The sequence below is a fragment of the Spirillospora sp. NPDC127506 genome (assembly GCF_040302145.1).
In the GTDB taxonomy this organism is placed as follows: Bacteria; Actinomycetota; Actinomycetes; order Streptosporangiales; family Streptosporangiaceae; genus Spirillospora.
The window spans coordinates 56222-70404 of sequence record NZ_JBEORG010000007.1; the positions used below are offsets into that span (position 1 = coordinate 56222).

The 14183-nt window shown below is 72.7% G+C and carries 11 protein-coding genes and 1 other RNA gene; 5 read left to right on the forward strand and 7 right to left on the reverse strand.

Features of this window, described 5'->3' with window-relative positions; translation table 11 throughout:
- Positions 1-118 precede the first annotated feature (118 nt).
- The gene (locus tag ABTW95_RS09875) at positions 119-1111 is read left to right on the forward strand and encodes an ATP-binding cassette domain-containing protein (RefSeq protein ID WP_500225977.1); all 993 of its coding nucleotides are present in this window, start codon (positions 119-121) and stop codon (positions 1109-1111) included.
- A complete protein-coding gene (locus tag ABTW95_RS09880; protein WP_396447108.1) occupies positions 1108-1917 on the forward strand; it encodes an ABC transporter permease in 810 nt (269 codons plus the stop codon). The genes ABTW95_RS09875 and ABTW95_RS09880 overlap by 4 nt, the downstream gene beginning before the upstream one ends.
- A gap of 317 nt (positions 1918-2234) precedes the next feature.
- Here the strand turns inward: ABTW95_RS09880 and ABTW95_RS09885 are convergent, their stop codons facing one another.
- Positions 2235-3608: an NAD(P)/FAD-dependent oxidoreductase gene (locus ABTW95_RS09885; protein ID WP_396448619.1), complete on the reverse strand. Its 1374-nt coding sequence runs from the start codon at positions 3606-3608 to the stop codon at positions 2235-2237.
- A gap of 388 nt (positions 3609-3996) precedes the next feature.
- Between ABTW95_RS09885 and ABTW95_RS09890 the strand changes: the two genes are divergently transcribed.
- The 3 genes from ABTW95_RS09890 to ABTW95_RS09900 all read left to right on the forward strand — a co-directional run bounded on the left by ABTW95_RS09890 (position 3997) and on the right by ABTW95_RS09900 (position 8965).
- Entirely contained in the window at positions 3997-4590 is a 594-nt protein-coding gene (locus ABTW95_RS09890; protein WP_500225979.1) for a YbhB/YbcL family Raf kinase inhibitor-like protein, read from the forward strand.
- Between the two features lie 268 nt (positions 4591-4858).
- A complete protein-coding gene (locus tag ABTW95_RS09895) occupies positions 4859-6598 on the forward strand; it encodes a hypothetical protein (protein WP_500225980.1) in 1740 nt (579 codons plus the stop codon).
- Positions 6599-6724: 126 nt separating this feature from the next.
- The gene (locus ABTW95_RS09900; RefSeq protein WP_500225982.1) at positions 6725-8965 is read left to right on the forward strand and encodes a SulP family inorganic anion transporter; all 2241 of its coding nucleotides are present in this window, start codon (positions 6725-6727) and stop codon (positions 8963-8965) included.
- Positions 8966-9048: 83 nt separating this feature from the next.
- Here the strand turns inward: ABTW95_RS09900 and ABTW95_RS09905 are convergent, their stop codons facing one another.
- The 6 genes from ABTW95_RS09905 to ABTW95_RS09930 form a co-directional block, all read right to left on the reverse strand.
- Entirely contained in the window at positions 9049-9246 is a 198-nt protein-coding gene (locus tag ABTW95_RS09905) for a hypothetical protein (RefSeq protein WP_396448616.1), read from the reverse strand.
- A 343-nt stretch (positions 9247-9589) separates the two neighbouring features.
- An RNA gene (rnpB, locus tag ABTW95_RS09910) (RNase P RNA component class A) lies at positions 9590-9987 on the reverse strand.
- Positions 9988-10037: 50 nt separating this feature from the next.
- Entirely contained in the window at positions 10038-11381 is a 1344-nt protein-coding gene (locus ABTW95_RS09915) for a TrpB-like pyridoxal phosphate-dependent enzyme (protein ID WP_500225983.1), read from the reverse strand.
- A 44-nt stretch (positions 11382-11425) separates the two neighbouring features.
- Positions 11426-12544 carry a bifunctional RNase H/acid phosphatase gene (locus tag ABTW95_RS09920; RefSeq protein ID WP_500225985.1) on the reverse strand — a complete coding sequence of 373 codons (1119 nt, stop codon included), beginning with the start codon at positions 12542-12544 and terminating at the stop codon, positions 11426-11428.
- Positions 12541-13284 (reverse strand): zinc ribbon domain-containing protein, encoded by a 744-nt coding sequence (locus ABTW95_RS09925; RefSeq protein ID WP_500225986.1) that lies wholly within the window; start codon positions 13282-13284, stop codon positions 12541-12543. The genes ABTW95_RS09920 and ABTW95_RS09925 overlap by 4 nt, the downstream gene beginning before the upstream one ends.
- On the reverse strand, positions 13281-14102 hold the full coding sequence (locus tag ABTW95_RS09930) for a Nif3-like dinuclear metal center hexameric protein (RefSeq protein ID WP_396448612.1): 822 nt from the start codon (positions 14100-14102) through the stop codon (positions 13281-13283). The genes ABTW95_RS09925 and ABTW95_RS09930 overlap by 4 nt, the downstream gene beginning before the upstream one ends.
- Positions 14103-14183 lie beyond the last annotated feature (81 nt).

The following is a 14183-nucleotide window of genomic DNA, read 5'->3' on the forward strand; positions in this document are numbered from 1 at the left end:
TCGCGCATCCGGCAGGGGCGGCGGAAAAAACCGAATGACACCACCCCGGACACCGCATATTTTGGCTGGTCCCCGTCGGAGGGCCCCGCACGTCCGGCAGACGATCCCAGGAGATCACATGACGTACGCGATCCAGGCCGAGGACCTGGAGAAGCGGTTCGGTGAGACCCAGGCGCTGGCCGGCGTCTCGCTCACCGCGGAACCCGGCACCGTCCTCGGCGTGCTCGGGCCGAACGGCGCCGGCAAGACGACCATGACCCGCATCCTCGCCACGCTGATCGAGCCGACCGCCGGGACCGCGCGCGTCGGCGGGTTCGACGTGGTGAAGGAGGCGCACAAGGTCCGGCAGCTCATCGGCCTCACCGGCCAGTACGCCGGGGTCGACGAGATGCTCACCGGCACCGAGAACCTCATCCTGATCGGGCGGCTGCTCGGCATCCCCCGCAAGGAGTCCAGGGCGCGGGCCGCCGAGCTGCTGGAGCGGTTCCAGCTCACCGAGGCCGCCGAACGCGCGGCGAAGACCTACTCGGGCGGGATGCGCCGCCGCCTCGACCTCGCGGCGAGCCTCGTCGGGCGCCCGCAGATCCTCTTCCTCGACGAGCCCACCACGGGCCTCGACCCGCGCAGCCGCAACGGCCTGTGGGACATCGTCCGCGGCCTGACCGACGACGGCGTCACCGTCCTGCTCACCACGCAGTACCTGGAGGAGGCCGACCAGCTGGCCGACGACATCATCGTCATCGACCGCGGCGAGGCCATCGCGCACGGCACGTCCGACACGCTGAAGGCGCAGGTCGGCGGGCAGGTGCTGGAGGTGCGCCCGATCCACGGGGCCGACGGCGGCACCGTGGCGAAGATCGTCGGCGAGCTGGCCGACGCCGTCCCCGAAGTGCGCGACGGCCTGATCAGCACGCCGATCACCGACCCGCGGATCATGCCGGCGGTGGTCCGCCGGCTCGACGACGCCGGCGTCGCCGTCGGCGAGATGTCGCTCCGCAAATCCAGCCTGGACGAGGTGTTCTTCGCCCTCACCGGCCACCACACCGACGACATCGACGCCGAGGCCGACGAGCTCGCCCAGTCGGCCGACAAGGAGGGGGCGTCCGCATGACCACCGCGACACTCGCGCCGCAGAGCCTGTCCAAGCGGATCGCCCCCGGCACGGCCCTGCGCAACACGGCCACGCTGGCCTGGCGCAACCTCGTCCAGATCAAGCACAACCCGATGGAGCTGCTGGACCTGTCCATCCAGCCCATCATGTTCGTGCTGCTGTTCGCGTACGTGTTCGGCCCGGCCATGGCGGGCAGCGTCGAGGCGTACCTGCCGGTCGTCATCCCCGGCATCATCGCGCAGAACGCCCTGTTCGCCGGGATGAGCACCGGTTTCGGGTTGAACACCGACATCACCAAGGGGGTGTTCGACCGGTTCCGCAGCCTGCCGATCGCGCGCAGCGCCCCGCTCGCCGGGCGGATCATCGCCGACACCGTCAAGCAGGCGTGGTCGATGCTGATCCTGCTGCTGGTCGGCTTCGCCATCGGCTTCCGGATCGAGACGAACGTGCTCTCCCTGCTCGGCGCGTTCCTGCTGCTGCTCGCGTTCGCGGTCCTGTTCTCCTGGACGTCGGTCTACATCGCGATGAAGGTCAACGAGCCGGAGAAGGTGCAGATCTTCGGCTTCGTGGTGATCTTCCCGCTGAGCTTCCTCAGCACCGCGTTCATCCCGAACACCGACGGCATCCCCGGCCCGGTGGCGTTCGTCATGGACAACAGCCCGGTCACGCAACTGGTCGAGGCGATGCGCGGGCTCCTGGTCGGCGGCCCCGTCTTCGAACACGCCTGGATAGCCCTGGCCTGGGGCGCCGGCATCTCCATGGTCTTCGCCCCACTGTCCCTGAGGGCCTTCAAAAAGCGGGCGTGATCTCCCAGGGGGGCGACTCCCTGGAACCCCCCGTTAGCGACGCAGGCGATCCTCACGACGTCGTTGCGGTTGCTGTGCCCGTTGCGGTTTGCGCGGCGTCGCTGCGGTCGCCTGCGTCGCGCGGGCATGCCCGCTCCGGGCGCAGAGCGCCCCCCGCGTGCCTGCCCGTGCCGGTCGCTTCGGTCTGCGCCACGGCTCAGGTCTGGTGCAAGAGGGTTCGAATCGTGCTCGTCCCGGGCGGCGTGGTGGGCCGGGGGCGATTCTGGTGGGTGTGGTGACGCCCCGGCGGTTGTGGGCCGCCGGGGCGTCAGGGTGCGTCAGGCTGCGGTTTCCTCTACCTTGCCCGTCGCCTTGGTGTCGTCCAGGGCGGCGAGCTGGAAGTCGGCGCGCGGCTGCTCGACGGTGGCGAGGGAGACGGTCTCGCGCTTGAGGAACAGCGCGAGCGTCCAGTCGGCGACGACGCGCAGCTTGCGGTTGAAGGTCGGGACCTTCGCGCCGTGGTAGCTGCGGTGCATGAACCACGCCGGCCAGCCCTTGACCTTGAAGCCGTAGGTCTGGGCGACGCCCTTGTGCAGGCCGAGCCCGGCGACGGCGCCGATGTTGGCGTGCACGTACGGCTTCAGGTGCTTGCCGCGCAGCGACCGGACGATGTTGTCGCCGAGGAGCTTCGCCTGCCGGACCGCGTGCTGCGCGTTCGGCGGGCAGTACATGCCCTCCTGCGTCAGGTCCGGGATGGCGGCGTTGTCGCCGGCGGTGAACGCCCGCACCAGGCCCTCGATGGTGAGGTACTCGGTGCCCTTGACGCGGCCCCGCTCGTCCAGCGGCAGGTCGCCGTGCCGGACCACCGGCGACGGCTTGACGCCCGCGTTCCACACCAGCGTCCCGGCCGGGAAGCTGCTGCCGTCCGACAGCTCGATCTGGCCGTCGACCGCCGACTCCAGGTAGGTGTTCATCTTCACGGCGATGCCGCGGCCGCGCAGCTGCTCGGCGGTCCACTTGCCCATGTCGGGGCCGACCTCGGGCAGGATGCGGTCGGCGGCCTCGACGAGGATGAACCGCAGGTCCTGCGGGGTGACCTTGCGCATGTACTTGGTGGCGTCGCGGGTCATGTCCTCCAGCTCCGCGACCGCCTCCACGCCGGCGAACCCGCCGCCGACGAACACGAACGTCAGCGCCTTGCGGCGCACCGCGACGTCGTCCGTCGACTCGGCGATCTCCAGCTGCTCGAGGACGTGGTTGCGCAGGTGGATGGCCTCGCCGACGGTCTTGAGGCTGATGCCCTGCTCGGCGAGCCCGGGGATCGGCAGCAGCCGCGGCACCGCGCCGGCGGCCATGACCAGGTAGTCGTAGGAGATCCGCTCCGGGGGCCCGGACAGCGGCTGGACGATCGCCCAGCGCTCCTCGTGGTTCAGCTCGGTGACGCGCGCCTTGCGCACGGTGCACTTGGGCAGCACCCGGCGGAGCGGGACGACGACGTGCCGCGGGGAGATGTTCCCGGCGGCGGCCTCGGGAAGGAACGGCTGGTACGTCATGTACGAGTTGGGGTCAACGACGGTGACCTTGACCTCGCCGCGTCTCAGCTCTCGCTTCAGCTTCTTCTGCAGACGCAACGCGGTGTACATGCCCACATAGCCGCCACCCACGATGAGGATGTGGGGAGCGCCAGAGGTCTCCTCGGCGGTCCTGGCCATTGCGGCCCTCCAATGTCACGGTCGGCTTGTGAAGACATTCACAAGCTATCCGATGGGACGTGCCCTGCACCAACGAATAACCAGGGAAGAATGCGAGAACTTCCCGATCCGGCAAAGCGAGGTCCTGGATCGCGTGTGAAACCCGCCACTCCTTCTCAAATAATGGGATGGAACGGGTCAAAGCACACATGACGAAGGTCACAGGGAGGCCGGCGGGGCCGCCCGGCGGGCGGCCCCGCGAACCGCCCGTCGCACCCCCGGGAAAGCCCTATCGTTGGGGCCGACGAGGAAGGGGGCGCCGGGGGCGGACGCGCGCGGCCGATGAGCGGGACCGAGATGACGGCGGCCCGGCGGTCCGCGGGCTACGATCTCGCCCGGGAGCGTATCGATGATGAGCAGAGACCGGCGTCCGACGCCGACCGCGGCGGGTGCCGTCGCCCTCGCCCTCGCCGGGGCCCTGAGCGGCTGCGGGCTGATCGGGCCGCCGCAGAACAAGAGCGCCGAGCTGTCGGAGTGGTTCACCGTGACCAGCCCGGTCTTCCGCGATGGCGGAGACTTGCCCCCGCGGTACGGCTGCACGACGTACCCTGGCGGGCAAGGGAAGACCCCGCCGCTCCGGTGGTCGGGCACTCCGGCCGGGACCAAGTCGTTCGCGATCGTCGTGGACGACCCGGACGCGGTCGGCGGCGCCTACGTCCACTGGGTGATCGCGGGCATCGACGGCACGGTGAACGAGATCGTCGAAGGTGCCCGGCTGGACAGGACCGTCGAAGGGTTGACCACAGGCAAGAAGGCGGGCTACGCGCCACCGTGCCCGCCCAAGGGACAAGAGCATCGGTACCGGTTCACCATCTACGCGCTGGACGATCCGGCACCGTTCCAGAACGGCGCCGAACTGAAGGACTCGCTCCCCGCCATCGCCGAGCACACCATCGGGCGCGGGCGGATCACCGGGAACTTCGGCGGCGAGCAGGCGCGTTGACCGTGCAGCCTGGCGGCGCAGGGTCAGCGCGGACCCCTCGGGGGGCTGGAGCCGACAGGGGTGTGCGGATCGGCGAAGTTGGCCGATCGGTACACGCCGTGTGAGGGTAAATGTGCGCGAAGGGTGTGACAACGGTCATAGCGGTCGGACACAATCGGGCTGAGCCCCGGCGGCATCAGTCCGAGATGATCCGGACGCTTGCGACAATCGGGACGGACCCGCGGTCCACGCCGGCGACTCTCGCTGGGCCAAGGCATTGGGTGGTGGCATGACTTCTTACATCGTGGTCTTCGGCCTCATTGTGGTCGTCGTCCTGGTGGTCGTCCTCGTGGCCCTGGGCCTGCGGGCCAGCAGAGCCGGACGCGACGACGACGACTGGATGGACGACGAGCCGCAGAAGGCGCGCGGCCGCCGGGGAGTCCCGCCGCAGGAGCAGCTGGGCCACGACGACTACGGCCCCGGCTACAACGACGGGTACGACGAGGGCTACGACGGCGGCTACGACCGCGCGCCCGAGCCCGGGCCGGACCGCCGCGTCGCCGGCGGGCCGCTCGCCGCGCCCACCGCCGCCCCGTCCCCGCCGCCCCCCGCGCCCAGCGGCCAGGCGTCCGACGAGATGGAGGACGACGACTACTGGGCGACGATCACCTTCGACAAGCCCAAGTTCCCCTGGCAGCACGACCGCGACCACGAGGGCGAGCGCCCGGAGCCCGACCCCGCCGCCGACCCGCTGAACGCGCCCGGCCCGCCGCCCGAGCCGCAGCCCGCCGAGCAGCCCCAGCTGACCCAGCCGGTCTCGATGGGCGCCGACGGCACCGTCCTGAACGGCCTCGGCCACCCCGGCCGGCAGGGCGGCGGCACCGGCCCGCAGCAGATGCCCGCCCCGGGCGGGTTCCCGGGCGGTGCGCCGTTCGGCAGCGACCCCGGCGCGACGTCGCTCGACCCGGTCCCCGCCGACCTCGGCGGGCCGTCCTACGGCGGCCCGGGCGTGCCCGACCAGCCGGCGTACGGCGGGCAGGAGCCGCAGCCCGCGTACGGCGCCGCCGCCGACTACGGCCCCGGCGACCCGTCCTACGGCGGCCAGGACCAGTACGGCGCTCCCGAGCAGCCCTCGTACGGCTCCCGCGAGCCGTCCTACGGCGACTACGGCTCCGACCCGCTCGGCGGGCGCCCGGCCGCCGGGCCGCCCCCCGGCGGCCGCCAGGACTTCGACATGCCGCTCGGCCCCGGCGGCGACCCGCGGGCGTCCGACCCGCTCGGGCTGCCCCTCGGCCGCCCCGACGAGCCGGCCGCCCCGCCCCCTCCCCCGGTGCCTCCGGCGCAGGCTCCGGCCGCCCCGGCCGCGCACGGCGGCTCCGGCGGCGGGTCCGACACCGACGGCCACAAGCTCCCGACGGTGGACGAGCTGCTCCAGCGCATCCAGTCCGACCGGCAGCGGTCGGCGGGCGCCGCGGCATCGTCCGACTCGGGCGGCTCCTACGGCGGCGGCCCGCTGAACGACCCGCTCGGCGACCCGCTGAGCACCGGCTCCTACGGGACGAGCCCGCCCTCGGGCGGCACGGGCAACACCGGCCCATGGCCGTCCGGCGGGCAGGCCGGCGGGTACGACACGGGCATGGGGTCCGGCTACGACTCCGGCCTCGGCGCGCCGTCCGGCTACGGGCAGGGCCAGCAGCAGAGCGACGGCTACCCGACGGCCCCCGCCTACGGCGAGGCCACCCGCTACGACGACCCGCTGGGCGGCGGCGGCCACGACTCGTACGGCAGTTCCGGCGGCGTGTACGGCGACTTCAGCGGCAGCAGCTACAACGGCGGCGCCGACCCGCTGGCCGCACCGCACGACCCGGGCGCGCAGGGCGGCTACGCCGACCCCAACGCCACGCAGGCGTACGGTTCCGGCTACTACGGCGGCGGAGCGCAGCAGCAGGGCGGCTACCCGGGCGGGCAGCAGAACGACCAGTACGGCAACCGCCAGCCCGCCGACGACTGGGAGAACTACCGCCGCTGAGCACGTCTCTCCGAAGGGCCCGGCGGATCCACCCGGCGGGCCCTTCGCCGGCTCTGCGAGCGTGTAATCGCGTGAAGCCGCGCTAGTCATGATTATATACACTCTGTGACTTCAAAGCCACGCAGTGTGTCCATCTTCCGGCGGGATCTGCTCGCCTCGTTCGTCGTCTTCCTCGTCGCGGTCCCGCTGTCGCTGGGCATCGCGGTCGCGTCCGGCGCCCCGGTCGCCGCGGGACTGGTCGCGGCGGCCGCCGGCGGCATCGTCGCCGGGCTGCTCGGCGGCTCGCCGCTCCAGGTCAGCGGGCCGGCCGCCGGGCTCACCGTGCTCGTGGCGGAGCTCGTGCAGACCTACGGCTGGCGCGCCACGTGCACGATCACCATGCTCGCCGGGCTGGTGCAGCTCGTCCTCGGCGCCGGACGGGTGGCGCGGGCCGCGCTCGCCGTGTCCCCCGCCGTCGTGCACGGGATGCTCGCCGGGGTCGGCGTCGTGATCGTCCTCGCGCAGGTGCACGTCGTCCTCGGCGGCAGCCCGCAGCAGTCCGCCGTCGCCAACCTGCGGGAGCTGCCCGGCCAGCTCGCGCGCCCGGCGCCGTGGCCGGCGCTGGTGGGCGGGCTGACCGTCCTGGTCCTGCTCGGCTGGTCGAGGCTGCCGCGCGGCGGGCGGCTGCGGCTCGTCCCGGGGCCGCTGCCCGCCGTCGCGCTCGCCACCGCCGCCGCCTGGGGCCTCGGCCTGCCGGTGCGGCACGTCGACCTGCCGGACTCGCCGCTGGACGCCTGGTCCGCCCCCGCCCTGCCGGCGGGCTCACCGCTCGGCATCGCCGGGGCCGTCGTGTCGATCGCGCTGGTGGCGGCCGTCGCGTCGCTGCTGTGCAGCGTGGCGGTCGACCGGATCCGCCCGGCCGGGACGCCGCCCGCCGACCTCGACCGGGAGCTGCGCGCCCAGGGTGCCGCGAACGCCGTGTCGGGGCTGCTCGGCGGGCTGCCGGTGGCCGGCGTGATCGTCCGCAGCACGGCCAACCTGGACGCGGGCGGGCGCACCCGGCTGTCCCCCGTCCTGCACGGCGTGTGGGTGCTCGGGCTCGCGCTGGCCTGCGCGCCGCTCGTCGAGCGCGTCCCGCTGTCGGCGCTCGCCGCGCTGCTGATCGTGCTCGGGCTGCGGCTGACCGACCTCGCCCGCGTCCGCGCCCTGCGGCGCCACCGGGAGGCGCCGGCGTACTTCGGCACCGTCGCCGGGGTCGTCCTGCTGGGGCTCGGCGAAGGCGTCCTGGCGGGCGTCGCGATCATGGGGGTGCTGGCGCTGCGGCGGCTGACGCGGCTGTCGGTCCGGATGGAGGAGCTCGTGCCGGTGCCGGGCGACGGGCCCGTCCCGCCCCGCCGGCACGTGGTCGTCGAGGGGACGTTCACCTTCCTCGGCGTCCCCCGGGTGACGCGCGCGCTGCGGGAGATCCCGGCCGGCTGCAGCGTCGACCTGGACCTCAATGTCGACTTCATGGACCACGCCGCGTTCGACGCGATCCACCAGTGGCGGCTCGCCCACGAACGCCAAGGGGGGAGGGTCGACATCGACGAGATTCATGAGGCTTGGTATGAAAGAGCCGTGACAGGCGATATGAGTCAGCCGCGGAAAACAGCCCCGCCTTCCCGCTGGTGGGCCCCCTGGGCGAACCGGCGGCGGCGGACCGAGGCTGAGCTCGACGCCCCGGAGACGTCCCCGGCCTCGGTGCTGCTGGACGGCGTCCGCGAGTACCACGGCAGCACGGCGAACCTCGTCCGGCCGATCATGGCCGAGCTGGCGATGGAGCAGAAGCCGCAGCACCTGTTCATCACCTGCGTGGACTCGCGGGTCGTGCCCAACATCATCACCGCCAGCGGCCCCGGCGACCTGTTCATCAACCGCAACGTCGGCGCCCTCGTCCCCCGGCACGGGACCCGGACGCCCGACGACTCGGTGTCGGCCACCGTCGAGTACGCCATCAACGTCCTCGACATCCGGACGATCACGATCTGCGGCCACTCCAACTGCGGCGCGATGGCCGCGCTCCTCGCGGGCGGCACGGAGGTCGAGCACCTGACGGGCCTGTCGCGCTGGCTGCGGCACGGCAACCACAGCCTCGCCCGCTTCCTGTCCACCGACCCGGACGGCTGGGACGAGCCGCCCCTCACCCGCCTCTGCAAGATCAACGTCATGCAGCAGCTCGACAACCTGCTGACCTACCCGTGGCTCCGGGAGCGCGTCGAGTCCGGCGAGATCGAACTGGTCGGCCTCTACCTGGACCTGTCCACCGCGACGGTCGAGGTCCTCGACCGCTCCACCGGGACGTTCGCCCGCGTCCCGGACGAGGTCCCGAACACCCGCACCCTTACCTGAGGGTGCGGGCCGTCCCCCCGCCTGGACGACCCGCACGCTCCCCGCCGATCCGCCGGGCCCCGGCGCCCGGCGGATCTGCTCGGTCAGCGGCCGACCAGCTGATCGTCGCTCCGGTAGTCGCGCACGTACATCCCCGTCACCCGGCGCGCCCGGCGCGCGCGCCCGTCCTGCGCCGGGAGGAACAGCGCGTCGCGCCGGCTGGCGCGCGAGAAGTCCCACAGGTACACGAGGCCACCCAGCAGCCCGGCGAACGCGAGGGCCATGAACACGATGACGAACATCAGCACTCCTCTCCACGGGGCTCAGCACCCCGGCCCCGCCGTCGTCACCGATCAAGGCGATCAGCTCTTACCTGGACGGTAAGCGCCCCGTTTCATCCCGTCTGTGTCCCATGACCCGATTCGCCAGGGTCGCATGCCCCAGCGGAGGCGGAGAGGTGAGGCGCCGAGTCGGAGGCGCGTGCGGCCCGGGTACGCGATGCGCCTCTACGGCATCTCGTGCCGGAGGCCGGCGGCCGGGCTCGTAGCGCGCTGGATCGGGCGTTCAAGCCGGTGCTCGATGTGCCCTGAAAGTGCCCTGGGCGATCTTGCGCTCAGTCGCGCTCCTGGTCAGAGCGTCTGGGGGCGGACGAGTCGGCCTGTAAGCCGGGTTCTGTGCCCGCCGTCCCTTGCGGGGCGGCGGGTGACGGCCATCCATCTCGGACCGCCGTTGCCGGCGGCCTCCAGCGGTCTACCCGCAGGCTCGGGCGGGCCGCCCTCGGGCACCTGCGCGGGGCCTCTTGCGGGGCCCCTTCTTGACCTTGCTCCGGGTGGGGTTTACCGAGCCGCCCACGTCACCGTGGGCGCTGGTGAGCTCTTACCTCACCGTTTCACCCTTACCACCGCGCGAGGCGGTGGCGGTCTGCTTTCTGTGGCACTTTCCCGCGGGTCACCCCGGGTCGGCGTTACCGACCACCCTGCCCTGTGGAGCCCGGACTTTCCTCGACGGGGATCGCTCCCCGACGCGGCCGTCCGGCCGGCTCGTCCGCCGTACACAGAAGGTTAGCGGGTCCGGCGGGGCGCTTGTTCCCCGGTCAGGGGAGGCCGGCCCACGCCTGCTCCAGGCGCGCTTCGGGGAGGGTGTGGTCTTCCATCTCACCGGAGAGGTAGCGGTCGTAGGCGGCCATGTCGAGGTGGCCGTGGCCGCAGAGGGCGGTGAGGATGACCTTGGGTTCGCCGGTCTCGGCGCAGCGGCGGGCCTCGGCGACGGCGGCGGCGAGGGCGTGGGTGGGTTCCGGGGCCGGGACGATGCCTTCCGTGCGGGCGAACAGGACGCCGGCCTCGAAGCATTCGCGCTGCAGTTTCGCCTCGGCCTCGAACAGGCCCAGGTCGTACATGTGGGAAAGGAGGGGCGCCATTCCGTGGTAGCGGAGGCCGCCCGCATGGATCGGGTCGGGGACGAAGTCGTGCCCGAGCGTGTGCATTTTGAGGAGCGGGGTGAAACCGGCGGTGTCGCCGAAGTCGTAGGCGTAGTGGCCCCGGGTGAAGGACGGGCAGGCGGCGGGTTCCACGGCGCGGATGTCCGGGTTCATGCGGCCCGCCAGTTTCTCGCGGAGGAACGGGAAGAAAAGGCCGGCGAAGTTGGAGCCGCCGCCGGTGCAGCCCACGATCAGGTCCGGGGTGTCGCCGGCCAGGGCCAGCTGTTCCAGGGCTTCCTCGCCGATGACGGTCTGGTGCAGGAGGACGTGGTTCAGGACGCTGCCGAGCGCGTAGCGGGTGTCATCGGGGGCGGCGGATTCGACCGCCTCGGAAATCGCGATGCCCAGGGAGCCGGGTGAGTCGGGGGAATCCGCGAGGATTTTCGCGCCCGACGACGTCAGGGGTGAGGGGCTCGCGTGCACCTGCGCGCCGTACAGTTCCATCATCGAGCGGCGGTACGGCTTCTGGTCGTAGGAGGCGCGCACCATCCAGATCTCGCAGTCGAGTGAGAACTGCGCGCAGGCGAAGGCCAGCGCGCTTCCCCATTGGCCCGCGCCCGTTTCGGTCGTCAGGCGGCGGATTCCCTGGCGCGCGTTGTAGTAGGCCTGCGGGACGGCCGTGTTCGGCTTGTGCGAGCCGACCGGCGAGACGCCCTCGTACTTGACGTAGATGCGGGCCGGTGTGCCGAGGGCGCGTTCGAGGCGGTGCGCCCGGATGAGCGGAGTCGGACGCCAGAGGCGGTAGACCTCGCGCACCTCTTCGGGGATGTCGATGTACCGGTCGCCGCTGACCTCCTGGGCGATCAGATCCATGGGGAACAGCGGCGCCAGGTCGTCCGGCCCGACCGGCTCACGCGTGCCGGGGTGCAGGGGCGGGGGCGGCGGCGCGGGCAGGTCCGGGACGACGTTGTACCAGCGGCTCGGGAGCTTCGACTCGTCCAGCAGGATCTTCGTGGTCACGGTCCCTCCCCAGGTCACTTATGGGGAGCGTAAGCGCCCGTGGGTCACGAGGGAAGGTGGTGGACGTCGTTGAAGCTGCGGAGGGTCGCAGGTCCGTCGGCGTACCAGTCGATGGACGACAGGGCCGCCACGTCCAGGTGCATCCGGTAGAGCGACGACATGGGCGCGCCCAAGGCGTCCTTGACCAGAAGCTTGATGGGCGTGACGTGCGATACCACCAGCACCGTCTGCTCGCGGTAGCGGACCTTGAGCTTGTCCAGTGCCGTGCGGACGCGGCGGGACACCTGGGTGAAGCTCTCCCCGCCGGGCGGCGAGGCGCCGGGGTCGGCGAGCCACGCCTTCATCTCGGCGAGCCACCCCTTGCCGACCTCGGCGAACGTGAGGCCCTCCCATTCGCCGAAGTCGGTCTCGCGGAGACCGTCCTCGACGCGGACGTCCAGGCCGGTGACGGCGGCGACCTCCGCCGCGGTGTCGCGGCAGCGGGAGAGGGGGGAGGTGACGATCGCGTCGAGGCCGCGGTCCTTGAGGGCGAGGGCGGCGGCGCGGGCCTGGGCGACGCCGTTCGCCGTCAGCGGCACGTCGCTGATCCCGGCGAAGCGCTTCTCGATCGAGAGGGGCGTCTCCCCGTGCCGCAGCAGGACCGTGGTCATCGGGGTGGACGACGGGGGGCGCGGCGGCGGCTCGGGCTCCCCCGGCGTCTCCTCGACCTTGCGGGTCCAGTGCTCGCCGCGCGCGGCGGCGTCCATCGCCTCGTTCGCCAGCCGGTCGGCGTGCGCGTTCCGGTTGCGCGGGACCCAGCCGTAGGACACCGAGCCCAGCCCGGACGCCAGCTCCCGCGCCTCCAGCGCCAGCGGGATCATGTCCGGGTGCTTGATCTTCCAGCGGCCGGACATCTGCTCCACGACGAGCTTGGAGTCCATCCGGACCTCGACGCGGGCGGACGGGTCGATCCCGGCGGCGGCCCGCAGCCCGGCGATCAGCCCCCGGTACTCGGCCACGTTGTTGGTGGCGTGCCCGATCGACTCGGCGATCTCGGCGAGGACCTCGCCGGTCAGCGCGTCCCGGACGAGGGCCCCGTACCCGGCCGGGCCGGGGTTGCCGCGCGAGCCCCCGTCCGCCTCGACGATCAGCTTCCGGGCGCGGCCCGCGGCGGCTGCGCTCACAGGCCCGACTCGGGGGTGCGGACGAGGATGCGGCGGCATTCCTCGCAGCGGATGACCTCGTCCTCGGCGGCGGCCCGGATGTTGTTCAGGTCGACGGTGTTGAGCGCGAGGTGGCAGCCCTGGCACGCGCCCCGGTACAGCTTGGCCGCGCCCACGCCGCCGAACTGGCCGCGCAGCTTCTCGTAGAGGGCGAGCAGGTCGTCCGGGATGTCCTTGGCGACGGCGGTGCGCGCGGCGCTGGTCGTCCCGGCCTCCTCGTCGATCTCCCGCCGGGCGGCGTCGCGGCGCTCGGTGAGCGCGGCCAGCTCCTCCTGCGCGGCCGCCTGGTCGGCGCGGATCGCGGCGACCCTGCCCTCGGCCTCCTCGGTCCGCTCCATGATCTCCAGCACGACCTCCTCCAGGTCGGACTGGCGGCGGTGCAGCGACTCGATCTCCGCCTGCAGGCTGGACAGGTCCTTCGCGGACGTCACCTGCCCGGTGTCGAGCCGCTTCTGGTCGCGTTCGGCGCGGGAGCGGACCTGGTCGACGTCCTGCTCGGCCTTCTTCTGCTCCCGCTGCAGGTCGCCGACCTCGGTCTCGGCCGCGACGAGCGCGTCGCGCAGCTCGGTGAGACGCCCCTCCAGCCGCTCGATCTCCGCCAGCTCGGGCAGCGTGCGGCGGCGGTGCGCCAGCCGGTCCAGCGAGCTGTCGAGATCCTGCAGGTCGATCAGGCGAAGCTGGGCTTGCGGTGCGGCTTTCACAATGCTCCTTCTGCGTGGAGGCGCCACGCGTCGGTGACGAGCGTGGACACCCGTGTCTCCAACTTGCCCGCTTCCGGGGAGGACGCGGCCAGCCGGCGTTCGGCGTCGGCCAGCCAGGGCCACTCGGTCGCCCAGTGCGCGGCGTCCACCAGGGCCGGGCCGCCGTGCTCGGCGAACTCCGACGCGGGGTGGTGCCGCAGATCGGCGGTGAGGTAGGCGTCGACACCCGCGGACCGCGCGGTGTCGAGGAGGGAGTCGCCCGCGCCGCCGCAGACGGCGACGGTGCGGACGACGGCGCCGGGGTCGCCGGCGGCGCGGACGCCCCAGGCGGTGGGCGGCAGCCCGGCGGCGGCCCGCTCGGTGAACTCCCGCAGCGTGACGGGCTCGTCCAGCTCCCCGATGCGGCCGAGCCCGCGGCGCGGATCGTCGTCGGCGGGGACCATCGGGCGCAGCTCGCCGGTGAGGCCGACGGCCCGCGCCAGCGCGTCCGAGACGCCGGGATCGGCCCGGTCTGCGTTGGTGTGCGCGGTGTGCAGCGCGATCCCGTTCGTGATCATCCGGTGGACGAGCCGGCCCTTCGGGGTGGTGGCGGCGACCGAGTGCACCCCGCGCAGCAGCAGCGGATGGTGCGTGACCACCAGGTCGGCGCCCCACTCCAGCGCCTCGTCGACCACGGCGGCGACCGGGTCGACGGCGAACAGGACCCGCCCGACCTCCTGGTCGGGGTCGCCGCAGACGAGCCCGACCGCGTCCCAGGGCTCCGCCCACGCGGGCGGGTACAGCTCCTCCAGAACCGTGATGACATGGGATAGGCGCACGTCCCGCAGGCTACCGCGCCGAGCCGCCGCAACCGAGCCGCCGAGCGTCACCACGGGACGCCTGGGTCTGTAACGATATGG

Bases quoted from the DNA above. Each gene is read 5' to 3' on its own strand.
- ABTW95_RS09875 (WP_500225977.1), top strand. From the start codon at position 119: ATGACGTACGCGATCCAGGCCGAGGACCTGGAGAAGCGGTTCGGTGAG.
- ABTW95_RS09880 (WP_396447108.1), top strand. From the start codon at position 1,108: ATGACCACCGCGACACTCGCGCCGCAGAGCCTGTCCAAGCGGATCGCC.
- ABTW95_RS09905 (WP_396448616.1), bottom strand. From the start codon at position 9,246: ATGTTCGTCATCGTGTTCATGGCCCTCGCGTTCGCCGGGCTGCTGGGT.
- ABTW95_RS09885 (WP_396448619.1), bottom strand. From the start codon at position 3,608: ATGGCCAGGACCGCCGAGGAGACCTCTGGCGCTCCCCACATCCTCATC.
- ABTW95_RS09895 (WP_500225980.1), top strand. From the start codon at position 4,859: ATGACTTCTTACATCGTGGTCTTCGGCCTCATTGTGGTCGTCGTCCTG.
- ABTW95_RS09890 (WP_500225979.1), top strand. From the start codon at position 3,997: ATGATGAGCAGAGACCGGCGTCCGACGCCGACCGCGGCGGGTGCCGTC.